At 72.9% G+C, this 23705-nt stretch carries 8 protein-coding genes; 5 read left to right on the forward strand and 3 right to left on the reverse strand.

Going from position 1 to position 23705, the window contains the following annotated elements:
* Positions 1-350: 350 nt before the first annotated feature.
* Positions 351-1256, reverse strand: coding sequence for an NADP-dependent oxidoreductase (locus tag AB0I52_RS29540; protein ID WP_363077766.1), 906 nt, complete (start codon positions 1254-1256; stop codon positions 351-353).
* 430 nt (positions 1257-1686) lie between these two features.
* Between AB0I52_RS29540 and AB0I52_RS29545 the strand changes: the two genes are divergently transcribed.
* The gene (locus tag AB0I52_RS29545) at positions 1687-2043 is read left to right on the forward strand and encodes a MerR family transcriptional regulator (RefSeq protein ID WP_363077752.1); all 357 of its coding nucleotides are present in this window, start codon (positions 1687-1689) and stop codon (positions 2041-2043) included.
* Between the two features lie 325 nt (positions 2044-2368).
* Here AB0I52_RS29545 and AB0I52_RS29550 read toward each other — a convergent pair whose 3' ends face one another.
* Positions 2369-2809 carry a hypothetical protein gene (locus tag AB0I52_RS29550; protein ID WP_363077754.1) on the reverse strand — a complete coding sequence of 147 codons (441 nt, stop codon included), beginning with the start codon at positions 2807-2809 and terminating at the stop codon, positions 2369-2371.
* A 125-nt stretch (positions 2810-2934) separates the two neighbouring features.
* Positions 2935-14973, reverse strand: a complete 12039-nt coding sequence (locus AB0I52_RS29555; protein WP_363077756.1) for an amino acid adenylation domain-containing protein — start codon at positions 14971-14973, stop codon at positions 2935-2937.
* Positions 14974-15361: 388 nt separating this feature from the next.
* Here AB0I52_RS29555 and AB0I52_RS29560 point away from each other — a divergent pair, with 388 nt between their 5' ends.
* From AB0I52_RS29560 to AB0I52_RS29575, 4 genes are read left to right on the forward strand one after another with little or no spacing between them, the layout of a single operon-like run.
* Positions 15362-16939, forward strand: coding sequence for a TIGR02677 family protein (locus AB0I52_RS29560; RefSeq protein WP_363077758.1), 1578 nt, complete (start codon positions 15362-15364; stop codon positions 16937-16939).
* Positions 16936-18180 (forward strand): TIGR02678 family protein, encoded by a 1245-nt coding sequence (locus AB0I52_RS29565; protein WP_363077760.1) that lies wholly within the window; start codon positions 16936-16938, stop codon positions 18178-18180. The genes AB0I52_RS29560 and AB0I52_RS29565 overlap by 4 nt, the downstream gene beginning before the upstream one ends.
* Positions 18177-22361: a TIGR02680 family protein gene (locus AB0I52_RS29570; protein WP_363077762.1), complete on the forward strand. Its 4185-nt coding sequence runs from the start codon at positions 18177-18179 to the stop codon at positions 22359-22361. The genes AB0I52_RS29565 and AB0I52_RS29570 overlap by 4 nt, the downstream gene beginning before the upstream one ends.
* The gene (locus AB0I52_RS29575) at positions 22352-23596 is read left to right on the forward strand and encodes a TIGR02679 family protein (protein WP_363077764.1); all 1245 of its coding nucleotides are present in this window, start codon (positions 22352-22354) and stop codon (positions 23594-23596) included. Before AB0I52_RS29570 ends, AB0I52_RS29575 begins: the two co-directional genes overlap by 10 nt.
* The last annotated feature ends 109 nt before the right edge of the window (positions 23597-23705 follow it).

Below are 23705 nucleotides of genomic sequence, written 5' to 3' on the forward strand. Positions count from 1 at the left end.
TCGCCGGTCGTTGCCGGGGCCCGCATGGCGGGCGTGATTGGCGTGTCCGTCAGCCGCAGTACGGTGCTGCGGCTTGTCCAGGCCTTGGCCGACCCCGGAAGTTCCTGCCCCGCGCGTGGTCGGGGTTGATGAGCTGCTGAAGCGCTGGATGAGGCTAGTGCCCCGTGGACGACGCTCATGTGCCACGTGCGGTGCCCGAGTGGGGGCGGCCTGCTTGACGAGGTGCCATGGAGATCGGCCCGCCCCGGACCGCCCGCTCGCCGGTACCGATCCAGGGCACGCTCGCCACGCAGGCCCGCACGTTGCGAGTTACCCACCTCGTGGGCCTGTTCAGATACAGATCGGCCTGTTCAGATGCAGATCACGATCTTTCCTCGGGTGCGTCCGCGCTCGGCGTGCGCGTGGGCGTCGGCGATCCGCTCCAGGGGGTAGGTCTGTTCGATACGGGGTGTGTAGCGGCCTTGCCCGCCCAGTTCCGCCGCCGCGGACAGGAGGGTGGAATCGTTCTCCGCGTTGACCACATGCGTGCCCAGGCGCTGCCCGCCCGCGTGGTCGGCGACCGTCGCGACGCGCTTCGGGTCACCTGTGATCGCGACGAGGTCGTCCAGCGATCCGGAGGCCGCGGTGTCGAGCACGATGTCGACGCCGTGCGGAGCGAGGGTGGTGAGGCGCTGTGCGAGGCCGGGGCCGTAGGTGGTGGGAACGGCGCCGAGTGCGGTGAGGAACTCGTGGTTGCGTTCGCTGGCTGTCCCGATCACCGTGGCACCTTGCGCTACCGCGATCTCGACCGCCGCGCTGCCCACGCCTCCGGCGGCGCCCTCGACGAGAAGGGTGCGCCCCGCGAGGGAGCCGAGCGCGTTCAGTCCACCCATGGCGGTCACTGACGCGAGACCGGCACCAGCGGCCTGCTCGTCGTTCCACGTGGCGGGGGTGTGCGCCCAGGCCGAGAGGATGAGCAGCTCTGCGGTCGCCCCGGTGACACCGCCCAGTCCGAAGACCCGGTCGCCGATGCTCACCCCCTGCACCCCGTCGCCGATCTCGTCGACCAAACCGGCGCCGTCGCGCCCGGGAATGGCGGGCAGCTCCAGGGGAATCAGCTGGTGCAGGGCGCCGGCGCGCAGCTTCCAGTCGATGGGATTGACGCCGGCCGCCGCGACGCGGACACGGATCTCACCGGGTCCGGGGTGGGGCTCGGGGGCCTGCTCGATCACCAGATTCTCCGCTCCGCCGTATTCGTGGAACCGGGCTGCGCGCATCATGGTCTGCCTTACTTTGACGGGCCGGAATGACGTGTTCATCCGACGCTCGTCACTCTAGAACCTGACGTTGACGTGAGGTGCAAGCCGCCACTGCCGCCCGGCCGGAGGAGGGCAGGCGCGTATGAGTGAGGTCGCCGAGCGGGCGGCGGTGAGCGTGGGGGGCCCGCGCCACTACGAGGGATCATCACGCCGCCCGTCACCGTCGACACCCATGTGCCCTCGGGCGGGCTCGGCGATCCCGGCACGACGCGAGGACTGCCGTGTGTACGTGAACCGCGTGAACGCCCTCGGGTCCACCACCGGGTCATGATCAATCTCGGTGCCGGCAACGGTTCGATCGGCCCCCAGGGCTGCCCCCGGAGCCGGTATTGCTAGCCTGAACCTGACGTCAACGTGAGGTACGAGCGGGAAGGGGGCGACCTGCGTCATGCGCATCGGACAGCTCGCCAGACGGTCAGGGGTCAGCGTGCGGGCCCTGCGCTACTACGAGGAACAGCGGCTCCTGGAATCGGCGCGGACGCCCGGTGGGCAGCGTGACTATCCCGACGAAGCCCTGGAGCGGGTCCAGCTCATCCAGGACCTCTTCGCGGCCGGCCTCTCCAGCCGTACCGTCGTCGAACTCCTGCCGTGCGTGAGCACCGGCGTCGCGACCCCCGCCATGCTCGACCAGCTCGCCGTCGAACACAACCGCATCGCCGCACGCATCCAGGACCTGACCCGGGCCAAGACCAAACTCGGCCGCGTGATCGAGAATGTGACCGCGGCGCACGTGGCGCAGGACTGATCAACCCGTCGCGAGAGGTGGGGCCCCGACCTGTCCGGCATCTACCGGGCACCGGCCGGCCACGGGAAGCCCCAGGCGTATCCGGAGGCCGTCGAAACAGCGTTCGTCGCTCTCGCCACCCCGGACACACACCGGGCAGTGGGTGGGCGGCGGTGGGCAGGGCAGGCCGGGGCTGACCGCGGTGCCGGCACACCGCAGGACCGGTCAGCCGCAACCTCTCCGACCGGACAACGTCCACGAGCGATGTGGGTCAGCTCGTGCCAGGGGGCAGGCCGGCGTGGGCCGACGGTTCGGCCCGACGCGAGGGTGCGCCGGCGATCCCTGGTCAGCGGCGGCCGGTGGCCAGGGTGACGAGGAACTGGCCGCCGCCCGGCTCGATGCCGGCGGTCACCGGCAGCCCCGGTACCAGTCGGGAGAACCGGTCCACCAGCCAGTCCGCCGCCTCTTGGGCGTCCCGCCTGGTCGGACAGCGGCCCACCATCTCGCGGCCCCCCTTGCGCTCCAGCCTTCCGGCAACGGTGATCAGCGGCGCGGGTTCGACCACGTACAGGCTGTCCGGCCAGGCGATGACCACCTTGACCGCGCCCTTGCGAGTGTTGCATCCGCGGTGCGCGAGCCGCTCGGCGACCTTGGCCTTCCGGTCGGCGGTGCGGCTGTCGACGCTCGGCCCCCGGGGGTCGTTCACCGACTCGTCGGGATCGACCGCTTCGTCACACACCCAGCATCGCCAGCCGTCGCGCTCGGCCACGTCATCAAGGAGACTCATCCGAGCAAACTAGCCTGCCCGGCCGCCACCCCCGCGCACAGGGGCCCCGGCAAGTCTTCACACCGGCCAACAATGCCGCAACGCCCGGCAGCCGGCGTCACCGATGCTTTGGCCGGGGTGCCAGGCTACGAGCCTGGCACCCCGGCCAGGGGATACGGCCCGACCGTATGGCCCAACAAGTGCAGCGGACCCGCCGTCACCCCGGCGTGTTCCACGGCCTCCCAGTAGGCGAGGGCCGCTGCCCCGTCCACCAAGCCGTTCACCAGGGGCAGTTCGGGGTCCGCCGCGTGCAGAAGGGATTCCACCCGGCAGGAGGCGAGGGTTCCCTCGATCCACGGCTGGGCCAGATAGCCGGCCGCAGCCGGTGCGGGCAGCCCTTCGGCGGCTTCACGGCTCAGTTCGCCGAGGTGCAGGAGACCACCGCCCAGCACGAGGACGTCTCCGCGTTCCCGCATCCGCGTCAGTGCCCGGCTGGTGTCGAAGCAATGCGGAAAGGAGTCGTCGACCACCACGGTGCCGGGCGCCAGCCGGTCCACGTCCAGTACCGCGCCGGAGCCGCTCACCGCGGTCACCAGCAGACCGGCCTCGTACACCGCGTCGGGCAGTGCGGGACGGGACTCCGCCACCTCCACCTCGCCCGCCCGGCCACGCTCCCGCAGCCGTCGCGCCAACCGCCGCAGCCGGGGTCCGCTGCCGGGTACGTCGCACAGCACCAGCCGCCGTGGGGGCCGGTTGGCCCGGGAGAGCAGCAGCTCCAGTGAAGAGGCGCCGATCGAGCCCAGCCCGGCGAACGCCACATCCAGGTCCGCGAGATCCTTCCCCGTGGCTTCGAGTGCCGCGTGCACCGTCCGGATCACCGAGACGACGGTCGCCGCGTGCCCGGTCGTCACGGCCGCCGGTCCGTCCGCGTGGCGCAGCACATCGAAGCCGTAACCGGTCAGGGACGGAATCATCCCGGCCAGTGAGACACACCGGGCTCCGAGTGAAGAGGCGAGCGACACCGCACGGGCGGAGTGTGCGACGAGCCCGGCATCCCGGTCCAGTTCGTCGGCGAAGAGGGGCACGCAGACGAAACCCGACCTCCCCAGCGGGGACTTGACCGTCTCCAGCAGGCGCGGCGCGCCGTCGGGGAAGAGCAGCTCGCGCAGGTCTTCCCGCCGCAGCGAGTCCTCGGGCAGCCCCGCCAGTCGTGCCAGATGGCCGGGGGCCGGCAGATAGCCGACCAGCGCGGCGTCCATCGTCTTCCTCGGACCCGACGGGCGGATATCCGGCGGGCGGTTCGCGCCACGCCGGCCCACGGCTTCGGCGAGCCGTTCCTGAAGCGCCCGCGCGAAGTCCTCCAGTTCGGCCGAGGAGAAGGCCGCGGTGGATCCTCGTACCGTCACCCGCAGCCCGGCGCCCTCCGGCCGCACGGCGAGGAAGATCTCCGTTGCCGACGACGGCGGCGCGAACGCGCTGTCGCCGTCGTCCCACGACACGGTCAGCGACTGCTCGTGCGAGGTGGCCGGCACGGAGAAATCGAGGAAGGTGAAGAAGAACTGCGACGTCAGCGGAAGACCGTCGACATCGCGGGGCACGATGTCCTCGTGCCTGCGCGCCTCCTCGGCCTCGGCCACGATCCGGCGCAGGGCTTCACCGAAGTCCACTGCCACGCGCTTGTCGTCCTGCCCGGCCGCAGGCCGTACGGGAACGGCGGTGGCGAACGGGCCGAAGATCCGGTGCACGTCGGGCAGCGGGCGGTCACGGCCGCTCACCGCCAGGCCGACGATCAGATCCGAACGGCCGGTCATCTGCGCCAACTGCAGGTAATAGGCGGTGAGCAGCGGCGCGTACAGTGTCGCGCCCGCCTGCGCCGCGAGCGCCCGCAGCGCGGCCGTCCGGTCCGCGCCGAGCACGAACCCCGATGAACGGAAGGGCGCGGACGCACGCCCCGTGCCACTGTCTGCCTCGGTGCCGCGGAGCGCTGGACGCCGGTACGGGTAGTCCATCCGGTCCCGGCGCTCCACAGTGCCCGGCGCGGTGCCGGGCTGCTCCTCGGCCGGCAGCAGGGCGTGGTCGCGGAAGGTGGCGCGGAGTGCGGGCAGGTCCGCGGTGCGGCCCGCGGCCAGCTGGTCGTAGACCGCGGTCAGCTCCTGCACGAGAAGCGCGGCGCTGTACCCGTCGCCGATGAGGTGGTGTGCGTGCACCAGGAGCACGTGCTCATGCTCCCCGAGACTGAGGACTCGAAGCCGCAGCAGCGGCCAGGCCCACGGCTCGAAGCGCCGCTGCGCCTCGGCCGCCGCACGTTCGGCGACCTCGGCGCGGTCGGTGAGCGTCTCGAATACGACCGGCAGCCGCAGCGAGGGTGGAAGTTCCTGCTGAACGGGTGGCCGGGTACCGGAGGGGAAGACGGTACGCAGCATGCCGTGGCGTTCCACGAGCAGGTCCACCGCAGCCTGGAACACCTCGGGGTCCAGCCGGCCGGACAGCCGCAGCCGCGCCGGCCAGGAACCGCTTGTGCCGGGCGAGATGGCCTCCGCCAGCAGGAAGCCGCGCTGGGCCGGCGTGACGGGGAAGGGGGCCGGATGGTGCGCCGTCGTCGCGGCAGCCTCGGGGGCTCCGGCTGCGGCGGTGCCGACGTGCCGTCCCGTGACGGTCGTGTCCACGACCGCGGCGAGCTCGGCCAAGGTGCGGTGTTCGTAGATCACGGTCGGCCGGGGCAGTGGTGCCCTGACCTCGCCGAGCCGCGCGAACACCTGGAGGACGAGCATCGAGTCTCCGCCCAGACCGAAGAAGTCGTCCTCCCGGCGGACGGCTTCGATCCCCAGCAACTCCTGCCAGATAGCAGCCAGTTGCTGCTCCGTCGGCGTGAAGGCTGAGTCCTCGGGCGGATCACCGGCACTCTCCTCCCGTGCGGGGAGATCGGCGAGCGCACGGCGATCGACCTTGCCTGTCCCGGTGAGCGGCAGCTCATCCATCACGGTGATCCGCGCCGGGACCATGTAGGGCGGAAGGAGGCCCGTCAAGTGGCGGCGTACCGTGCGCGACTCCGGTCGCCCGGCTCCGGGACGGGCGGTGACGTACGCCAGCAGCCGGCCCTCGCGTGCGATGACCGAGGCTTGCGCGATGCCGGGATGTGTCTGGAGGACTGCCTCGACCTCTCCCGGCTCCACCCGGTTGCCACGGATCTTCACCTGGCCGTCGATCCGTCCGAGGAACTCCAGAGTGCCGTCTCCACGGCGCCGGACCCGGTCGCCGCTGCGGTACCACCGGCGTCCGTCCAGGACCGTGAACGCCTGAGCGGTCAGCTCGGGCTCATCCAGGTAGCCGGGCGTCAGACCCACTCCCGCGATCAGTAGTTCACCGGGCTCGTCAGGACGACAGGGTGCCCCGTCGGTTCCGACGACCGACAGGTCGGTGCCGGTGACCGGATGTCCGATCGGCAGAGTCTTCAGGTCATCGTCCGGACGCGTCGAGATGACGTGGCAGGAGGCGTTGATGGTCGCTTCAGTGGGACCGTACAGATTGGCGATGCGCTGTCCGGCGCCGAAGAGGTCGAACCATCGGCGCACGTGCGAGGCGGGCAATGCCTCACCGCCCACGTGCACCCAGCGCAGCGCCGACAGGTCCGGTCGTCCCGCCCCCCGTCGCACCCGCTCCTCGGCGGCCGACAACAACTGTTCCCACAGCGTCGGGACGGAACTCCACACAGTGATCCGGGTCTGTTCCGCGTACGCCAGGAGCAACTCGGGGTCCCGCAACAGCTCTCGCGGCACGGTCACCACGGCGGCGCCCACCAGGAGCGGCGCGAGCAGTTGGCGCACGGAGGCGTCGAAGCACGGCGACGCGGTCTGGGCCAGGCGGTCACCGGCGCCGTAGCCGAAGGTGGCGACGGCCCAGTCGAGGTAGTTCTCCATCGCCAGGTACGTGATCGGGACCGCCTTCGGGCGCCCTGTGGAACCCGAGGTGAAGATGACGTACGCGGTGGCCTCGGCGTCGGACACGGGTACAGGGGCGAGGTCGTCCGCCCCCGGATCCGGAGGGCCGTCACCGCGCACCGCCCGCACGCCGTCGAGGGCGTCGGCGGTGTGCAGGGTCGGCGCGTGACACACCACGGTGGAGACATGCGCGCGCTTCAGCTGGTCCGCCAGCCGGGCGGGAGGATGCGCCGCGTCGAGCGGAACCCAGCCGGCCCCGGCACGCAGGATGCCGACCACACCGATCACGGTGTCCGGGCCCGGCTCGGTGAGCAGTCCGACCAACTGGCCTGTGCGTACGCCGTCGGCGTGCAACCGGGTGGCGAGCAGACGGGAGGCGCGGTCGAGTGCGGCGTAGGTCAGCGACGTTCCGCCGCCTTCCACGGCGGTCGCGTCGGGCGTGGCACGGAACTGCCTCAGCAGCCGGCCGACCATGCCGTGCCGTGCGTCCGCCTCGCGAGGCGGCGTGGGCGCCGAGGGGCCGCCGGGGTCAGGTACGGGCTGGTCCGGGGAGGTGCACAGCGCGGTCAGCTCCTTGCGGAACTCCTGGTCCAGACGGGCCACCGTCGCCGGTTCGAAGAGCGGGTCCGGGAAGTTCCACGACATGCGCAGCATGGGCCCGTCCGCCCAGCACAGCAGGCTCAACCGAGTCGCGGCCGATCCGGTTCCGGCCGCGTCGGCCCGTACCTCGACCGGGCAGTCGGCCCCGAGGCGGGCCGGGAAGCGGGCGAAGCTGAAGCCCGCCGGGCTCGCCGTGCGCGGACCACCGCCGGGCAGGAGGCCGGCCAGATCCAGACTGCTCACCGCAGAGTGCCGTTCGCTCTCCAGCCAGGTGCGGCGCAGCCGTTCGGCCAGCTCCGTGACCGTCCCGTCGAGGGCTGTCCCGCACAGCAGGGGAAGGGTGTCGGCGAAGGGGCCGACGAGCCGGTCCACACCTTCGAAGCGTTCCTCACGCCGGGCACGAGCCACGTTGACCGCGATGTCCTGGCGCCCCGTCCACCGCGCCAGGCAGCGTACGTAGGCGGCGAGCAGCAGATGGAACAGGGACACCTCGTGTGCGGCGGCCAGCCGCTCCAGGCGGGCGGTGAGCGTCGCGTCGAGCGAGCCGTAGTGCTGCCGGAGGGGGCCCGAGGGGGGCGCCTCGGGATCACCGTCGTACGGCAGCCGCAGCGGTTCGCCCCTCCCGGCCAGGCGCTCTGCCCAGTAGCGGCGGTCGTCGTCCGACGCGCTGGTGTCGGCGGACCGTGCGCTCAGCGCGGCGTACGCCGCGAAGCTCGGCGCGTCCGGCTTCGGGGCCGGATGCTCCCCCCGACACAGCACGGTGTACAGCGACCACAGGTCCTCGGCCAGGACGTTCAGGCTGTACCCGTCCGCCGCCGCGTGGTGCACCACCAGCAGCAAGTGTGCGAAGGAGGGCCCATGGCGGAGCAGTACGGCCCGCACCGGCGGTCCTGCGGTCAGGTCGAAGGGCTGGTTGCACAGCGCCGTCTCCAGGCCGGCCACCTGCTCCGCACCGCACTCGCGGACCTCGTACCAGGTCGACAGCGGCGCGGCCGGGGCCAGGCGCTGCACGGGCCGGGTGCCCGAGTCGTCGACCCGCACGCGCAGCATGCCGTGCCGTTCCGCCAGTTCGGCCAGCGCCAGGCCGAGTACATGGGTGTCCAGGGGGCCGCGGACCGTCATTCGCAGGTGACCGCGGGCCGGTACGTCGGGGTGCAGCCGGCTGCTGGTGTGCAGGGCCAGTTGTACGGGTGTCAGGGGAGACCGGGCGGAGTCCGGCACGGGCTCGGGAGAGGGCTGCCGCACCCCCTCCGTGGCTGCGACGGCTCCGGTGGCCGTGCCCAGGTGGGCTGTCAGCTCGCGTACGGTCCGGTATTCGAAGAAGAGCGTGGCGGGAAGGTGCCGCCCCACTCTGCGTTCGAGCCGTTTGACGAGGTCGACCGCGCCCAGCGAGTCCAGCCCCATCGAGAGGAACGGCGCGTCGTCGTCCACGGCGGAGGCCGGGACTCCCAGTGACTGCGACAGCAGTTCCCGCAGGACCGCGGCGGTGCCGGACGCGGAGGTCACCATGTCCGCCGCGGCGGACATGTGTCCGGTCGTGGACCGTGGCGCGGGCAGTGGCCCGCGCGACTCCGCAGGCCGGTTGGACGCGCGATCCGGCGGGACTGCCGTGTCGGCGAGGACCAGTTGAGCCAGGTCCGTGCCGCAGGCGGACATCAGGGCCGCCAGGGCCGGAGCGGTTGCCAGCGGCCGGCCCCCCTCATCAGTGAGGACATCGCCGGCGAACGCGGCGGCCAGGCCCGTCTGTGCGAACGGCCCGAAGTTCACCGACAGCCACGGCCGCCCCGCATGCCGCTCGGCGCCGGCGAACGAGTCCAGAAAGGAGTTCGCGGCCGCATAGGAACCGAGTGCCCCGGCCAGTCCGGGCAGTACCGAGGAGACGGAAGAGAACGCCACGCACACCTTGGGGTGCCGACCCCGTCGGCGCAACGCCTCGGACAGCAGCACGGTGCCGAGCGTCTTCGCTCCCAGCGCCTCCGCAGTCTCCGCCGCCTTCGTCCCGCGCAGACTCCCGGGCCGCACCACTCCGGCCGCATGGAAGAGGGCGTCCACCGGAGGCAGCGCGGCCACCAGCGCCTCGACGTCGTCCCGCACGGTGAGGTCGGCCCGGTGGTAACGGGCGTCGGCGCCGAGACCGGCGAGCTCCTCCAGCAGACCCGCGGGCGGCTGCGGGGAACGCCCCGTGAGCCGGAGCACCGGCCGACCGCGGACGGCGAGTTCCCGGGCCAGTGCGGAACCGAGGCTCCCACCGCCGCCCGTGATCAGGAAGGTGCCGTCGGCGGGCAGCCGGTCCCGGGTGTCGGGCAGATCCGAGGCTTCCGCCGCTTCCGCCGCGACGGTCCGCACCAGCCGCTGTCCGTCCCGCCAGGCGACGGCTCCGGCCGCCTGCGGCGCCGTCGCCTCGGCGAGTACGGCCCCGAGCCGCTGCCCGGCATCGTCCAGTGAACAGAGGTCGACCCAGTTGGCCACCGCTCCGGGGTACTCCGACGGCACGGCCAGTGCCAGACCGCCCAGCACCGCCTGCGCCGGGTCCGGTCGCTCGCATCCGTATCCGGTGACGTGCGCGTCTTCGGTCACGACCAGCAGCCGGCGGGCCTTCGTCAGATCGAACAGGGTGAGAGCCTCTTGGAACGCCGTGACCAGCGCACGCTGGATCCGGTCGAAATCCGCGGCCGTGCCGTGGCCGGCCGGTCCGGCCAGGAGAAGCACCGTCTCGGGACGGGTGCCGGGGGCCACGTCCGTCTGTACGTCCTGTTCCGCGAGACGTCGCGTGAGCTCGTGCACGGCAGTCGGGTCGGCGCCGGTCACCAGTACAGGTCCGCGGCGACGGTCCGTGGTCAAGGGCTCGGTCCGCCAGATGACGTGGCGCAGCAGCCCGTGCTCCCCGGCCCCGGGCCGGTAGTGGCGCCGCTGGTAGGGATAGGGCGGCAGAGGAACCCGCCGACGGCCCGCGTCGAGTTCCGCACGATTCAGCCGCACACCGCGAGCCCACAAGCGCGCCACCGTCGCCAGTAGCTCCCGCGCCCCGCCCGCGGCACCGTCCCGGGGCGCTCGGGGACGCTCCGGGACGAGGGGACGCTCCGGGACGAGGGGACGCTCCGGGACGAGGGGACGCTCCGGGACGAGGGGACGCTCCGGGACGAGGGGACGCTCCGGGACGAAGGGGGCGGAAAGTACGAGCACATCTCCCTCGACGCCGGCCGTACCGGCACTCCGGTGCCGGGCGGCAGCCGCACGTACGAGACCTGCGAGGCTCTCCTGCGAGCCGAGTTCCACGAACGTGTCGTAGCCCTCCTCCAGCAGCCGGGTCACGGCCCGCCCGAACAGCACCGGCCGCAGAGCGTGTTCACGCAGGTGGTCCGGGTCCATGGGCGGATGCCACTGGGCGGTGAGCGTGCTCATCACCGGCAGGCCGGGAGCTGTGATCTCCACGGTGCGTGCCGCGTCGGTCAGGGCCTGGGCGATCGGTTCCATCAGGGGCGAGTGGAAGGCGCGCGACACCTCCAGCGTGCGTATGGCCGCCCCCCGCGCGGAGAGCTTCTCCGCCGCCCGGCCGATCGCGCCGGGGCTTCCGGAGAGCACCAGCCTGCCGGGACCGTTGTACGCGGCGACCGCGAGTTCACCGGGATCCGCCGCGACCAGGGCGGCCACGTCCCCCTCGTCGGCTCCCCGCACCGCCACCATCGCGCCCGGCGGGGTCGACGTCCCCATGAGCCGTCCGCGTTCCGCCGCGAACGCCAGCGCGTCGGCGAACGACAGCGTCCCGCCGACGCAGGCGGCGGCGAGTTCGCCGACACTGTGCCCGACCAGCGCATCCGGCCGTATGCCCCACGCCAGCAACTGCCGGGCGAGCGCCACCCCGTGGGCCACGAGCAGCGGTTGCGCCACTTCGGTCACGGCCTGGGCTTCCGCGTCCACTTCGGCATCGACGCACCAGCCGGTCAACTCCCGCCCGTTCACCGCGCCGACCCGGGCGGAGGCCTCATCGAGTGTTTCGCGGTAGACCGGCGCCGTCGCGTGGAGCGCACGGCCCTGGCCCGGCCGGAGCGCACCCTGGCCGGGGAACAGGAAGACGGTCCGCGGACGGTTCGTCACCGCCCCCGTGACTGTGTCCGGCAGGCGGTCGCCGCCGGAAGCGGTCGCCGCGGCCAGGCGTTCCCGGAGGTCGCCGTCGGCCACCACGGCGAGGCGGTGAGCGCCCTCGTCGCGGGCGGTCGAAGCGGCCAGGCACACATCGCCCTCGTCCTGTTCCGGGTGGCTGGACACGTGCTCCAGGAGACTGAACGCCCAGGCGTCCAGACCGGCCTTACTGCCCGCCGAAAGCGTCATCAGGCGCGGGCCGTCGCCCCCGCGCGGAGCAGGCTCCGCGGCCGGCGGCGCCTGCTCCAGGACCGCGTGCGCATTCGTGCCGCCGAACCCGAAGGCATTGACGCCGGCTCTGCGGGGACCGGACGACGGCCAGGCAGCCGCCTCGGTGACCAGCGCGAATCCGGATTGCTCGACTGCGGGCGACGGGGGCGTGTGATGGAGGGAGGCCGGCAGCCGCCCGTGCCCGAGCGCCAGCACCACCTTCACCAGTGAGGGCAGGGCAGCCGCGTTCAGCAGATGCCCGATGTTCGTCTTCACCGAGCCGAGCAGCCGCGGCCGGCCGTCCGGACTGGCCGGGAAGGCGTGCGCCAGGGACCGCAGCTCGATGGGATCACCTACGGCCGTGCCCGTCCCGTGGGCCTCGACATAGGTCACGGACGCCGGGTCGACGCCGCAGACCTCGTACGCGCGAGTGATCACCTCCCGCTGCCGCAGGGGGTTGGGCGCCATCAGGCTCAGCGACGCGCCGTCGTTGTTGACCGCGGTGCCCCGCACGACGGCGAGTACCTCGTCCCCGTCCCGGTGGGCGTCCGGCAGGCGTCGCAGGACGAGGGCCGCACCTCCCTCACCGGGGACGAACCCGTCGGCCGCCGTACTGAAGGCGCGGCTGCGCCCGCCGGGCGACAGGGCCTGTGCGGCCTCCAGGGCCTGGTACCCGTCCGGAGTGAGATGAAGGTTGACCCCGCCGACGACGGCGACGTCGCACTCACCGTCCGCGAGGCTGCGCCGCGCCAGGTGCAGGGCGACCAGACCCGACGAACACGCGGTGTCCACGGCGAGCGCCGGGCCGTCCAGGTCCAGGCAGTGCGATACCCGGGCGGCTATCAGACTGGGCAGGTTGCCCGTCAGGGCCGTCGCGGACGGTGCCGGGGCGGGGGAGGCGCCTGCGAGTATCTGCCGGTATCCGCTGTCTCCGGCGGCGGCGAAGACACCGACCCGCAGGCCGAGCCGTCGGGGTCCGGCGTAACCGGCTCGTTCCAGGGCCTCGTGAGCCAGTTCGAGGAAGATCCGGGCCTGCGGATCCAGCGTGCGGGCCTCCTCGTCGCCGATGCCGAAATGCCCGGCGTCGAAAGCGTACGGGTCGTCCAGGAACGCCCCCCGGTATCCGTCGGACACGGTGGGCAGCGGCCCGGCCGGCACTTCCTCGGCAGGCCCGGTGCCCCAGCGGTCCGGTGGGACGTCGGTGATGGCGTCACGGCCGGCTGTCAGCAGTTCCCAGAACTCCTCCGGCGTGCTCGCGCCGGGGAACCGGCAGGCCATCGCGACGACCGCTGTCGCGCTCACGTCGCCCGCCGCGTGCGGTACCGCCCGTTCGTTCGCGGTGGGCGGCCCCGGCGCCGTGTTCTCCTCCGTCGCGGCCAGCAGATGATCGGTGAGCGTGGCGACGGTGTCGTTGCGCATCACGGCGGGGCCCAGGGTGATCTGCAGGACCTGTTCCAGCTCGGCGAGCGTCTCCATGGCCTTCAGCGAGGTGCCGCCCAGATCGGTGAACCGGTCCCGGTCTCCGAAGGACGCCTCGGACAGTCCCAGTACGCGTGCCCAGGCGTCGCGCACCGTCCGCCGCACGTCGCCGCGGTGGCGGGGTACCGGACGCGGCCCCTTCGGCGCGATCGACGGCCGGGCCGCGGCGTCGTCCGGGATCCCGGACTGCGCGAGGGGCCGGTACGAACCCGCTTCGAAACGAGCCCGCATCCGATGCCTCTGCAACTTGCCGCTCGTGGTCCGCGGGAAGGCCGACGGCGGCAGCGCGAGCACGCGTACGTCGTCGTGGTGCAGCGCGGCACGGATCCGCCGTGCGACCTCGTCCAGTACCTCGGCAGCGCCGCGTGGCGGCCGGGCCCAGGGGACGAGGACCACCACCCGCTCGCCGCCGGTCGCCGGGTCGGTCGAGCCGATCACCGCCGGGTTTCCCGGCGGTAGCCCGGGGCTCGCGCTCGCGACCTCCTCCATGTCAGGGGCGTGGAAGGTACGGCCGTTGAGGAAGAGGACGTCCTTGTGGCGGCCGCTGACACACAGCCGGTCGTCCCGCAGGAATCCCATGTCCCCGGTGCGCAGCCAGGTGCCGGTGAAGGACCCCGCCGTCGTCTCCGGCAACCGGTGATAGCCGCGGGCGACCTGCGGGCCGCTCACCTCGATGTGTCCCACCCGCCGGTCACCCAGTGGCCGGCGGGCGTCGTCGGTGATCCGGACCGAGCAGCCGGGCACCGGTATGCCGACGTCCATCACTTCCAGGGCGTCGCCGCCCGGTTCGCGCTCCACGGCCCGGCCCCGGCTGAACGCCGCCCGCTCCAGGGCGACCGGAACGGCCACTTCGCCCAGCGGCGGGAACGTGACGGCCAAGGTGGCCTCGGCCAGTCCGTACACGGGAGTCGCTGCCCGCGGGTCCAGCCGGGCCGGCCGCATCTTGGCGGCGAAGGCCCGCCACACCGTCGCGGAGATCGGTTCGGCGCCCACCAGGACCAGCCGTACGGGGCTCAGGTCGAGCTCGGAGAGCACCTCGTCGGGAATGCGCCGAACGGCCAGCGCGAGCGCGAAGTTGGCGGCCGACAGGACCGTGGCCCGGTGCCTGGCGGCCACGTCGACCCATAGGCGCGGACTCTTCGCGAACGAGAGCGGACCGATCTTCACCTGCTTCGCGTGCGCCGCCAGCGGCGCCAGATGGGTACCGATGAGGCCCATGTCGTGGAAGTGGGGCATCCAGCTGACCAGGACGTCCCGCTCGGAGAGAGCGGAGGCGGCGATGATCTGCCGCAGGTTGGCCACCACGGCGGCATGGGTGAGCTCCACCCCCTTGGGGGCTCCGGTGCTGCCGGACGAGAACTGAAGAAACGCCAGGCCGTCAGGGGCTGGCCTGGCGGGCTGGGCCGGCGTGGGGCATTTCCGCAACGTCTCCAGCCGTAGCACCTCGACCGGTTGCGGCAGTTCGCCGGCCACGTCCGCGCTCGCCGCATCCACCACAACGGGCGGGCGGCCGAGGTGCTCCCACACCGGACCGACCCGCCGGGCGTCGGGTGCGAGCGGCACCGGGACCAGACCGGCCGCGAGCGCACCCCAGAACATGGGCTGGAAGTCCTCGCTGCGTTCCGCGAGCAGGGGCAGACAGGTACCGGGCGCGACCCCCGCGTCGCGAAAGCCGCCCGCGACGCGCAGGGACTCCTCGAGGAGCTGCCGGAAGGTGACGGCCGCCTCGCTGCCGTCGCCGCGGACGTGGACGACGACTTGGTCGGGCGCCTGACGGGCCGCGTCCAGTAGCACGTCCAGAAGCGTTTCGGTGTTCATGAGTCCGTTCGTTCGTGCGTGGGGGGAAGCGGGACGCGGTCGCTGAGGATTCAAGTGTGGGGCAGACGAAGTGCCCCTGACACCGCCGCACCGTTCGCGGGTTCAGTTGATGAACGGCTCGACGACGGACAGGGCCGTGACGAAGTGACCCGTTGCGTCGGGTGAGCCGGTGCGGCCACAACGGTCGTCAGCGGTTCGACGAAGCGCACCGCCGGCCCTGGGCGCGGGGGGCCGGCGTGTTGCTTGCCGAGGCCGGTGAGAGCGCCCGGGGTCCCGACGTGAAGTCGATTCTCCGGGAGGAGGCCGGACACCCCGCATACCGGCATTAACCGGACAAGCGCTCTGGTTTCTGTCCGGAAGTGCCGCCGCCACGGCACAATAACGGGTGATGACCAGCACCACCGCTCCAGGCTCCGGGCCGGACGGGTTCAGTCCCTTCGCCCACCTCACCGTGCAGAACACCGCCCTCTACCGTCAGGTGATGCGGGCGTTCGTCATGGCCAAGGAACACTTCGCCGTGCATCTGCGTCCCGAGGACGTGTACACCGCACTGCCCGGGGAGGTGCGACCGGGTGAGCTCGACGGGGTCGTCAAGGCGCTGGACAAGCTGGTCGAGTGGGGGAATCTGCGGGCCGACCCCGACACCGGGCGGGTCAGCGCGGTCGAGGACTTCTACCGCAAACGCTTCATCTACCAGCTGACCCGGGCCGGGGAGGCGGCCGAGGAAGCCCTTGCCGCCTATGACGAGGCACTCGGGCGGCGAGGCGCCCTCCAGGCCATCGCCCTGCACGACATCGTCACGCAGTTGCGAGCCCTCCTCGTACTCACCGCCGACGAGCAGCCGGATCCCGGCAAGACGTACCTCGCGTTCGACGCGCTCGTGAGCCGGTTCGCCGCTCTCGCCGACAACGCGCGCGCGTTCATGGGTTCGTTGCAGCGCACCATCGACCTGCACGAAGTGGAGGAAGCGGTCTTCCTCGCCTACAAGGACCGCCTCATCCAGTACCTGGAGCGCTTCATCCAGGACCTGATCACCCTGGGCGGGCGCATCGCCCAGCTCATCGTGGAGCTGGAGGATTCGGGCCGGATCGAGGTCCTGCTCAGGGCCGCCGCCGGGCGGGAGGCGGCCGACGCCGCGCCCGAGGACGCGGAGCCCGCCGCGCAGCGGGCCTACGCCCACTGGGCCGGCCGCTGGGACGGGCTCGCGGCGTGGTTCCTCAGCCGGGACGGCCGCGAGTCGCAGGCCAGACTGCTGCGTGGCCGTGCGCTGGGAGCGATTCCGCAGATGCTGGCCGTCGTCCGTGTGCTGGGGGAACGCCGGGCCGGCCGGTCCGACCGTTCCGCCGACTTCCGCACACTCGCCCGCTGGTTCGCCGAGGCCCCCGACGACGCGTCGCGGCACCAGCTGTGGCGGGCGGCCTTCGGGCTCCACCCCGCCCGGCACCTCACGGCCGACGCGGACACTCTGGCGGCCCGCCTGGCCGCGCCGGTGCCCGCCGCCACTCCCTGGGCCGCCGCGGAGCCGCTGCGGATCAGCCCCCAACTGCGCCGCACCGGAAGTTACGAGCGGCGGGGCAAGCCCCGCAAGGTCGAGGACCGCCAGGAGCGGCGACGCCACCTCGCCGAGGTGGCGGCCAAACAGGTGGCCGAGACCGCCGCTGCCCGAGACCGGCTCGTCACCGACGGAGCGGTCAGGCTGTCCGAACTCGGCGAGCTCGACCCGGTGTCCTTCGGGCTCTTCCTCCAACTGCTCGGTGACGCACTGGCCACCTGGCGGCCCGGTATGCGGCACACCGTGGCCACCAGCAACGACGGTTCCATGGAGATCAGGCTCAGTGCTCTGGCCGATGGACCGGCGGCGGAGATCAGTACGCCGTCGGGAACGTTCCACGGGCCCGATCACCTCATCGAGATCGTCGACCTGACCGACGGCGACGGGCCGATGTACGGAGGAAGCGGACGATGACCACGCCACTGGCCGAAGTGCTCGACGGGCAGCACGCCGCCGATCTCCGCAAGGCCGCCCGCGCCCTGCTGAAACAGCCACTCCTCCTCTCCCACGGCAAGCACGCGGATGAGTTCCGGCTCGTGCGACGGCACGCCTCCGAACTCCGCGAGTGGTTCGACCGCAACACCGGCTGGCCGCTCCAGGCGGACGCCGAGACCGCCCGGCTGCGCAAGATCCCCGGCGTGCTCCACGACTCCACACACCCCGCACGCGAGGTGACCCGCGCCGCCGCCCCCTTCACCCGTCGCCGCTACGTCCTGCTCTGTCTGGCCCTGGCAGCCCTGGAGCGCGGCGAGTCCCAGATCGCTCTCGGCCGTCTCGCCGACCAGGTCGTCCTCGATGCCACCGATCCCGGCCTTGTCGCGTCGGGCATCCACTTCACCCTCGACCGCCGGGACGAACGCCTCGACCTCGCGGCCGTCGTGCGGCTCCTGCTCGGTCTCGGCGTGCTGCGCCGGGTCGCCGGAGATGAGGACGCGTACGTGAGCGGGGCGGGCGACGTGCTCTACGACGTCGAACGCCGGGTACTGGCGGGGCTGCTCGCGACACGTCGTGGGCCCTCCACCGTGCAGGCCGAGGCCACCGCCGACCGGTTGGCGCAGCTCGTCGCCGAAACCGCCCTCGACAGCGAGGAGCTCCGCTTCCGCGCGATGCGGCACTCACTCACTCGCAGACTTCTGGACGACCCGGTGCTCTACTACGACGAGCTGAGCGACGCCGAACTCAGCTATCTCACCAGGCAGCGGGGGTTCCTCACGGCCCGGGTGGCCGAGCTGACGGGTCTGGTGCCCGAGATCCGGGCCGAAGGCATCGCCATGGTCGACCCCGAGGACGACCTCACCGACGTACGGATGCCCGAGCAGGGCACCCACGGCCACGTCACCCTGCTGCTCGCCGAGTACCTGGCGGGGGCGGGCAGGCCCGTCACCACCCACCAGCTCACCCAGCGGCTACGGGAACTCGCCCTCGTGCACGGCACGTTCTGGTCCAAGGCCGCGCGGGAGCCGGGCATGGAGGCCGAGCTCGTCGAGCAGGCCGTCGCCAGGCTCGCCGCGCTCGGCCTGGTCTCCAGGACCGCAGACGGGGCCGAGCCCCGCCCCGCGCTGGCCCGTTACGCGGTCGGCGAACCCGTCGTACTCGAACCAGGCACACCCGGCAGCGCGCGCAAGCCGGCACAGCGAAAGGCCGGTCAGGCGTGACCAACCCGCTTCCCGAGCCCCTCCGCACCCGCTGGCAGCCCCTGCGGATCGGGCTCGTCGACCTCTTCCACTACGACGTGGAGGAATTCCACTTCCGTGACGGACGACTGCTGCTGCGAGGCAACAACGGCACCGGCAAGTCCAAGGTGCTCGCGCTCACCCTGCCCTTCCTGCTCGACGGCGACCTGAGCCCGCGACGGGTCGAGCCGGACGGTGACCCCGGCAAGCGGATGGAATGGAACCTCCTCCTCGGCGGTGAGCACCCGCACACCGAGCGCCTCGGCTACACCTGGATCGAGTTCGGCAGGCTCGACGCGGGCACCGGGGAGAGCCACTTCCGCACGCTGCTGTGCGGACTGAAGGCGGTGAGCGGGCGCGGGATCGCCCGGCACTGGTACGCGGTCACCGACCGGCGCGTCCAGCACGGACCCGGTGCACCCGTGGAAGGCTTCCTCAGCCTGGTCGACGCCACCGGCACGGCCCTGACCAGGGACCGTCTCGCCGAAGCCCTCGCCGGCCACGGCATGGTGTACGACCAGGCCAGGGCCTACCGCCGAGCCGTGGACGAGGCCCTCTTCGGGCTCGGCGAGCAGCGGTACGGCGCCCTGGTCGACCTGCTGATCCAGCTGCGCCAGCCTCAGCTGTCCAAGCGCCCCAACGAGGCAGCCCTCTCCCGCGCACTCACCGAGGCTCTGCCACCGGTGGACCAGGCCGTGATCGCCGATGTGGCCGAGGCGTTCCGCTCACTCGACGAGGAGAAGACCGAACTGGCGGCCGCCTCCGCCGCAGAACGCGCCGCCGCCGGCTTCCTGGATCACTACCGGCGCTACGCACGCGTCGCCACCCGTCGCCGCGCCCGGCTGCCACGCGCCGAGCACTCCCGCTACGAGCAACGCCAACGGGACCTCGCCGAGGCACAGGCACAGCAGGCCGGGGCCGAGGAGGAGCGACAGGCGGCAGCCGAGCTCACCGCGATGCTGGAGGAGCAGCAGAACCGGCTCCGTGCCCAGGACGCGGCCCTGCGGGAAAGCCCCGAGATGCGCAGCGCCAGAAACCTTGAGCAGGCACATCACGAGGTGGAGCGCACGGCGCGTGCGGCAGAGCGCGCGCGGAGCGACCGGGACCAGGCGGTGCGGCTGCACCACAAGGGCGTGGAGCGGCTCGGTGCCGCCGAGAACCGGCTGCGGGCGGCTGACCGGCACGCCCAGGCCACCTATCGGCAGGCGGGCGAGGCCGCGGCCGCCGCCCGGGTCGTCCTGCCGGGGGACGACCTGCCGGACGACGGACTTGCCCCGAGTGAACTGCGCGGCGCCGTCGAGGAGTCCGTGGAGCGGGGACGGCGTGCGCACACCCATGTGACGAGCCTCGCCCGGATTGCCGCCCGCGCCTCGGAGGAACGGCGCACGCGGGCCGTCCGACTGGACGAAGCCGACGCCGACCGCTCGGCGGCCGCGGCGGAGCTCGGCCTGGCCGAGGACGACGCGGTGCGCGCCGGACGGGCGCTGCTGGACGAAGTCCGCACCCGCGCCCGTGACTGGAGCGAACTCGCTTACGCGGATGAGCTCGGGCTGCTGGACGAACTCCAGGAATGGGTGGCCCGTCTCCATGGCCCGTACCCGGCGCGGGCCGAGGCCGCGCGCGCCCACAGCGCCGCATCCGCGCGGCTGGCCGAGCAGGCTGCCGCCGCCGGCCGGGGCCGGGCCGAACTCACCGGGCAGGCCGACGGGCTGCGTCAGGAACTGACCGCGCTGGAGACCGGCGGGCGACGTCCACCGCAGCCGCCGCGCACTCGCGCCCCCGGTCTGCGCGAGCGGCTGACGGGTGCCCCCCTGTGGCGGCTGGTGGACTTCGAGGACGGGCTGTCCGAGGAGGAACGCGCCGGTCTTGAGGCTGCCTTGGAGGCGTCCGGGATGCTGGACGCCTGGGTGCTGCCCAGCGGCGCGGTCCTCACCGCGGACAGCCACGAGGTGCTGCTCGCTCCGGCCGGGGCTCCGGTACGGGGCGCGTCGCTCGCTCACCTGCTGCGCCCGGCCGTGGACCACGGGGACGCCGGGGCCGCGGCCGTGGGCGAAGAGACCGTGGACCGGCTGCTCGCCGCGATCGGTGCCGGGCGGGAAGCCGGTGCGGTGGCCGGTGAGCAGGGTGGTGCCGGGCCGGAGGGTGAAGCCGGAAGCTGGGCCTCGGTCGACGGGCGCTTCCGGGTCGGCGCGCTGACCGGCCGGTGGGCCAAAGCCACCGCCGAGTACATCGGTGAGGGCGCGCGGGAGGCTGCCCGGCGGTCCCGCATGGACGTCATCCGCGGCGAACTCGACGTTCTGCGGGGCGAACTGGAGACCCTCGCGGAACTGGCCGCAACGGTGGCCGCCCGTCGCGGTGTGCTGGACGCGGAGGTGGCGGACGTGCCCGACGAGACCGCCCTCACCCGCGCACACGCGCGGGTGGCAGCCGCCGCGGATTCCCTGCGCCGGACCGGCGAACGGCGCGAGGAGCGGGCCGCCGACCTCCTGGAGGCGGCTGAACGGAGCGAGTCGGCCGTCGCGGATCTCGCCCGGACCGCCGAGGACCTGAGGATGCCGGCCGACGAGGAAGGGCTGACGGCGGTGCGCGACGCACTCGGCGCCCTCGCCGAGGTGCTGGCCGCCCTCTGGCCCGCCTTGCGTGAACGCGGTGAGGCAGGCGGCCAGGTCGCGGACGAGCGTACGGAGGCCGGGCAGGCCGCCGAGCGTGCCGCAGAGCTCATGGAGCGCGCGAAGGAGGCGGAGAGCGAGGCGGCAGCGGCCGACGAACGCTTCAGCACCTTGCGTTCCACGGTCGGCGCCGCCGTCGACGAACTCCAGCGCCTGCTGGCGCAGACCGCGGAGGCGTCACGCACGTGCGAGAACGAGCAGCGGGATGCCCACCGGCGCCATGCCGAGGCCGACCGGGCAGCGGGCAAGGCCGAAGGCCGCATCGAGCAGTTGCACGAAGGGCTCCGGGAGGCGGCCGAGGCCCGTACGGAGGCCATTGCCGCACTCCAGCGGTTCACCGACACTGGGCTGATGGTGGTGGCGGTGCCCGACATCGAGGTGCCCGCCGTGGACGGCGGCGCATGGGCCGCCACCCCTGCCATCGCGCTGGCCCGTGCCATCGACGCGGCACTGGCCGCCACCGACGACTCCGACAGTGCCTGGGAACGCGTGCAACGCCGGCTCAGCGAGGAGTTCAAGACCCTCCAGGACACCCTGTCCCGGCACGGGCACCGAGCCTCCGCCCGGATGGTGGAGGACGGCATGGTCGTCGACATCACCTACCAGGGCCGCGAACGAGCCGTACCGGACCTGGCCGCGGCACTGGCTGTCGAGGTCGGTGAACTGGCCCGCATCCTCTCCGCACGGGAGCGGGAGATCCTGGAGACCCATCTGGTCACGGAGGTCGCGGGGACGCTCCAGGAGCTGATCGGCGCGGCCGAGCGGCAGGTACGGGACATGAACGTCGAACTGGAGGAGCGGCCGACCTCCACCGGCATGCGGCTGAGGCTGGTGTGGCGGGCATCCCGCAAGGCCCCCGCCGGGCTCGCCCCGGCCAGGGAGCGGCTGCGCCGGTCGGCCGACGTCTGGACCGCCGGGGACCGCGCGGCCGTGGGCGAGTTCCTGCAGGAGCAGATCGCCCGCCAGCACACCGACGACGCCTCGGGCAGCTGGCTGGACCACCTCACCGCCGCACTCGACTACCGGACCTGGCACGAGTTCGGGGTCGAGCGGCACCAGCAGGGCCGCTGGATCCCGGCCACGGGACCCGCCTCCGGCGGCGAGCGGGTGCTGGCCGTGTCGGTGCCGCTGTTCGCCGCCGCGTCCTCCCACTACGCGAGTGCGGGCAGCCCGTACGCACCGCGCCTGGTCACCCTCGACGAGGCGTTCGCCGGGGTGGACGACGACTCCCGCGCCAAGTGTCTGGGCCTGCTCCACGCCTTCGACCTCGACGTCGTGATGACGAGTGAGCGCGAGTGGGCCTGTTACCCGCAGGTGCCCGGTATCGCCATCGCCCAGCTGTCGCGGATCGACGAGGTCGCGGCGGTGCTCGTCACCCGGTGGGAGTGGGACGGCACGCGAAGGCGGCGCGGTCCGGACCCGGTGGGCCCCGGGCACACGGTTCCCGCACCCCGGGCCGAGGCGGCCGACGCGTCGGGGCCGCTGTGGAACTGACACCCGCGACGGCGGTGACGGTCGACGACGTACGGCTGCGCAGACTCCTCGGCGCACCCGGACTTGCCTGGCTGGTCGACCGCGCGCGCCGGCGCCTGGAGCGCGGACAGCCGCTCACCGGCCCGGTATCGCTGAGCTCGCCCACGGCGGACCAACGGATGGCGGCGGAAAGGCTGCTGGGGCGCGCTCCGGGCGGCGGGCGGTCCTTGTCCGTGCGCCTCGACGCGGTGGACGACCTGCTGCGCCGCTCCGGCATCAGCCCGGCGGGACTGGCCGCGGCCGTGGTGGCGCTCACCGGGCCGGTCACCCTCCTCGGCCAGGTGCGTGCCGAGGAGCAGCGGGCCTGGGCACAGGCGTACGCGCCGGTCGACGCCCTGGCGGACGAGGCCCCCGCCCTCCGGGGCTGGGCCGAACGGCTCCGGAACGACGGGCTGGTACGGCGTCTCGCCGGTACACCCACCGCTGCGGCCGACCTGCTCGGCCGGGCGGCCACCGTCGTGAGGGCCCTGCCTGTGGAGCCGCCGGTGTCGCTCCCCGCGTTCTCCTCCCGGCTCCTGGGCAGTGCGCACGCGTTGGACGACGGGACCCCGCTCTGCACCCTCACTCTCTCCGGCGTCCGGGCGCTGACCGGGGTTCCCGACGGAAGCGGTGCGCAGGGGCGGCGAGAGGCGTGGGCATCGGTAGGGCTGCTGCGTGACGAGCTGTCCTCGACCGTGCTCTCCCTGAATCTGCGGGGCACTCCTGCCCTGGACTGGCTCGCGGACGCGGGCGAGCCCGCCGTGCTGACGCTGCGGCAGCTGACCCGGTGCCCGCCTCCCTCGGCGCCGCCGACGGTCCGGATCTGCGAGAACCCGGCCGTGCTCGCCGCGGCCGCCGACACGTACGGCACGCGGTGCGCCCCTCTGGTCTGCCTCCAGGGGCAGCCGTCCGCCGCCGCCCTCGCTCTCCTGAGCCATCTGCACACGCACGGCAGCCGCTTCCGCTACCACGGCGACTTCGACTGGGGAGGTCTGCGTATCGCCGCCGCACTGCTGCGGCGGGTTCCCTGGAGCCCGTGGCGCTACACCGCGGCCGACTACCGCGCCGCCGTGCACGCGCTGCCCGCCGGTCCGCCCCTCACCGGGGTACGGGCCGACGCTCCGTGGGACCCGGGTCTGCCGGACGCGTTGCAGGAGGCGGGCGTGCGGGTGGAGGAGGAAGCGGTGCTGAACGAGCTGCTGTCCGATCTCGGCTGAGATGAAGGAGACAGGCCCTCCGTCCCGTCCGGGAGCGGCCGTCGACACCTCGAACACCACGTCCACCGGCGCCCGGTAGCTCCGCGCCTCCAGCGCCGCGCCCACGTCC

The sequence above is a fragment of the Streptomyces sp. NPDC050423 genome, from assembly GCF_040655445.1.
Lineage (GTDB): Bacteria > Actinomycetota > Actinomycetes > Streptomycetales > Streptomycetaceae > Streptomyces.

Bases quoted from the DNA above. Each gene is read 5' to 3' on its own strand.
- AB0I52_RS29555 (WP_363077756.1), bottom strand. From the start codon at position 14,973: ATGAACACCGAAACGCTTCTGGACGTGCTACTGGACGCGGCCCGTCAG.
- AB0I52_RS29545 (WP_363077752.1), top strand. From the start codon at position 1,687: ATGCGCATCGGACAGCTCGCCAGACGGTCAGGGGTCAGCGTGCGGGCC.
- AB0I52_RS29560 (WP_363077758.1), top strand. From the start codon at position 15,362: ATGACCAGCACCACCGCTCCAGGCTCCGGGCCGGACGGGTTCAGTCCC.
- AB0I52_RS29550 (WP_363077754.1), bottom strand. From the start codon at position 2,809: ATGAGTCTCCTTGATGACGTGGCCGAGCGCGACGGCTGGCGATGCTGG.
- AB0I52_RS29540 (WP_363077766.1), bottom strand. From the start codon at position 1,256: ATGCGCGCAGCCCGGTTCCACGAATACGGCGGAGCGGAGAATCTGGTG.
- AB0I52_RS29565 (WP_363077760.1), top strand. From the start codon at position 16,936: ATGACCACGCCACTGGCCGAAGTGCTCGACGGGCAGCACGCCGCCGAT.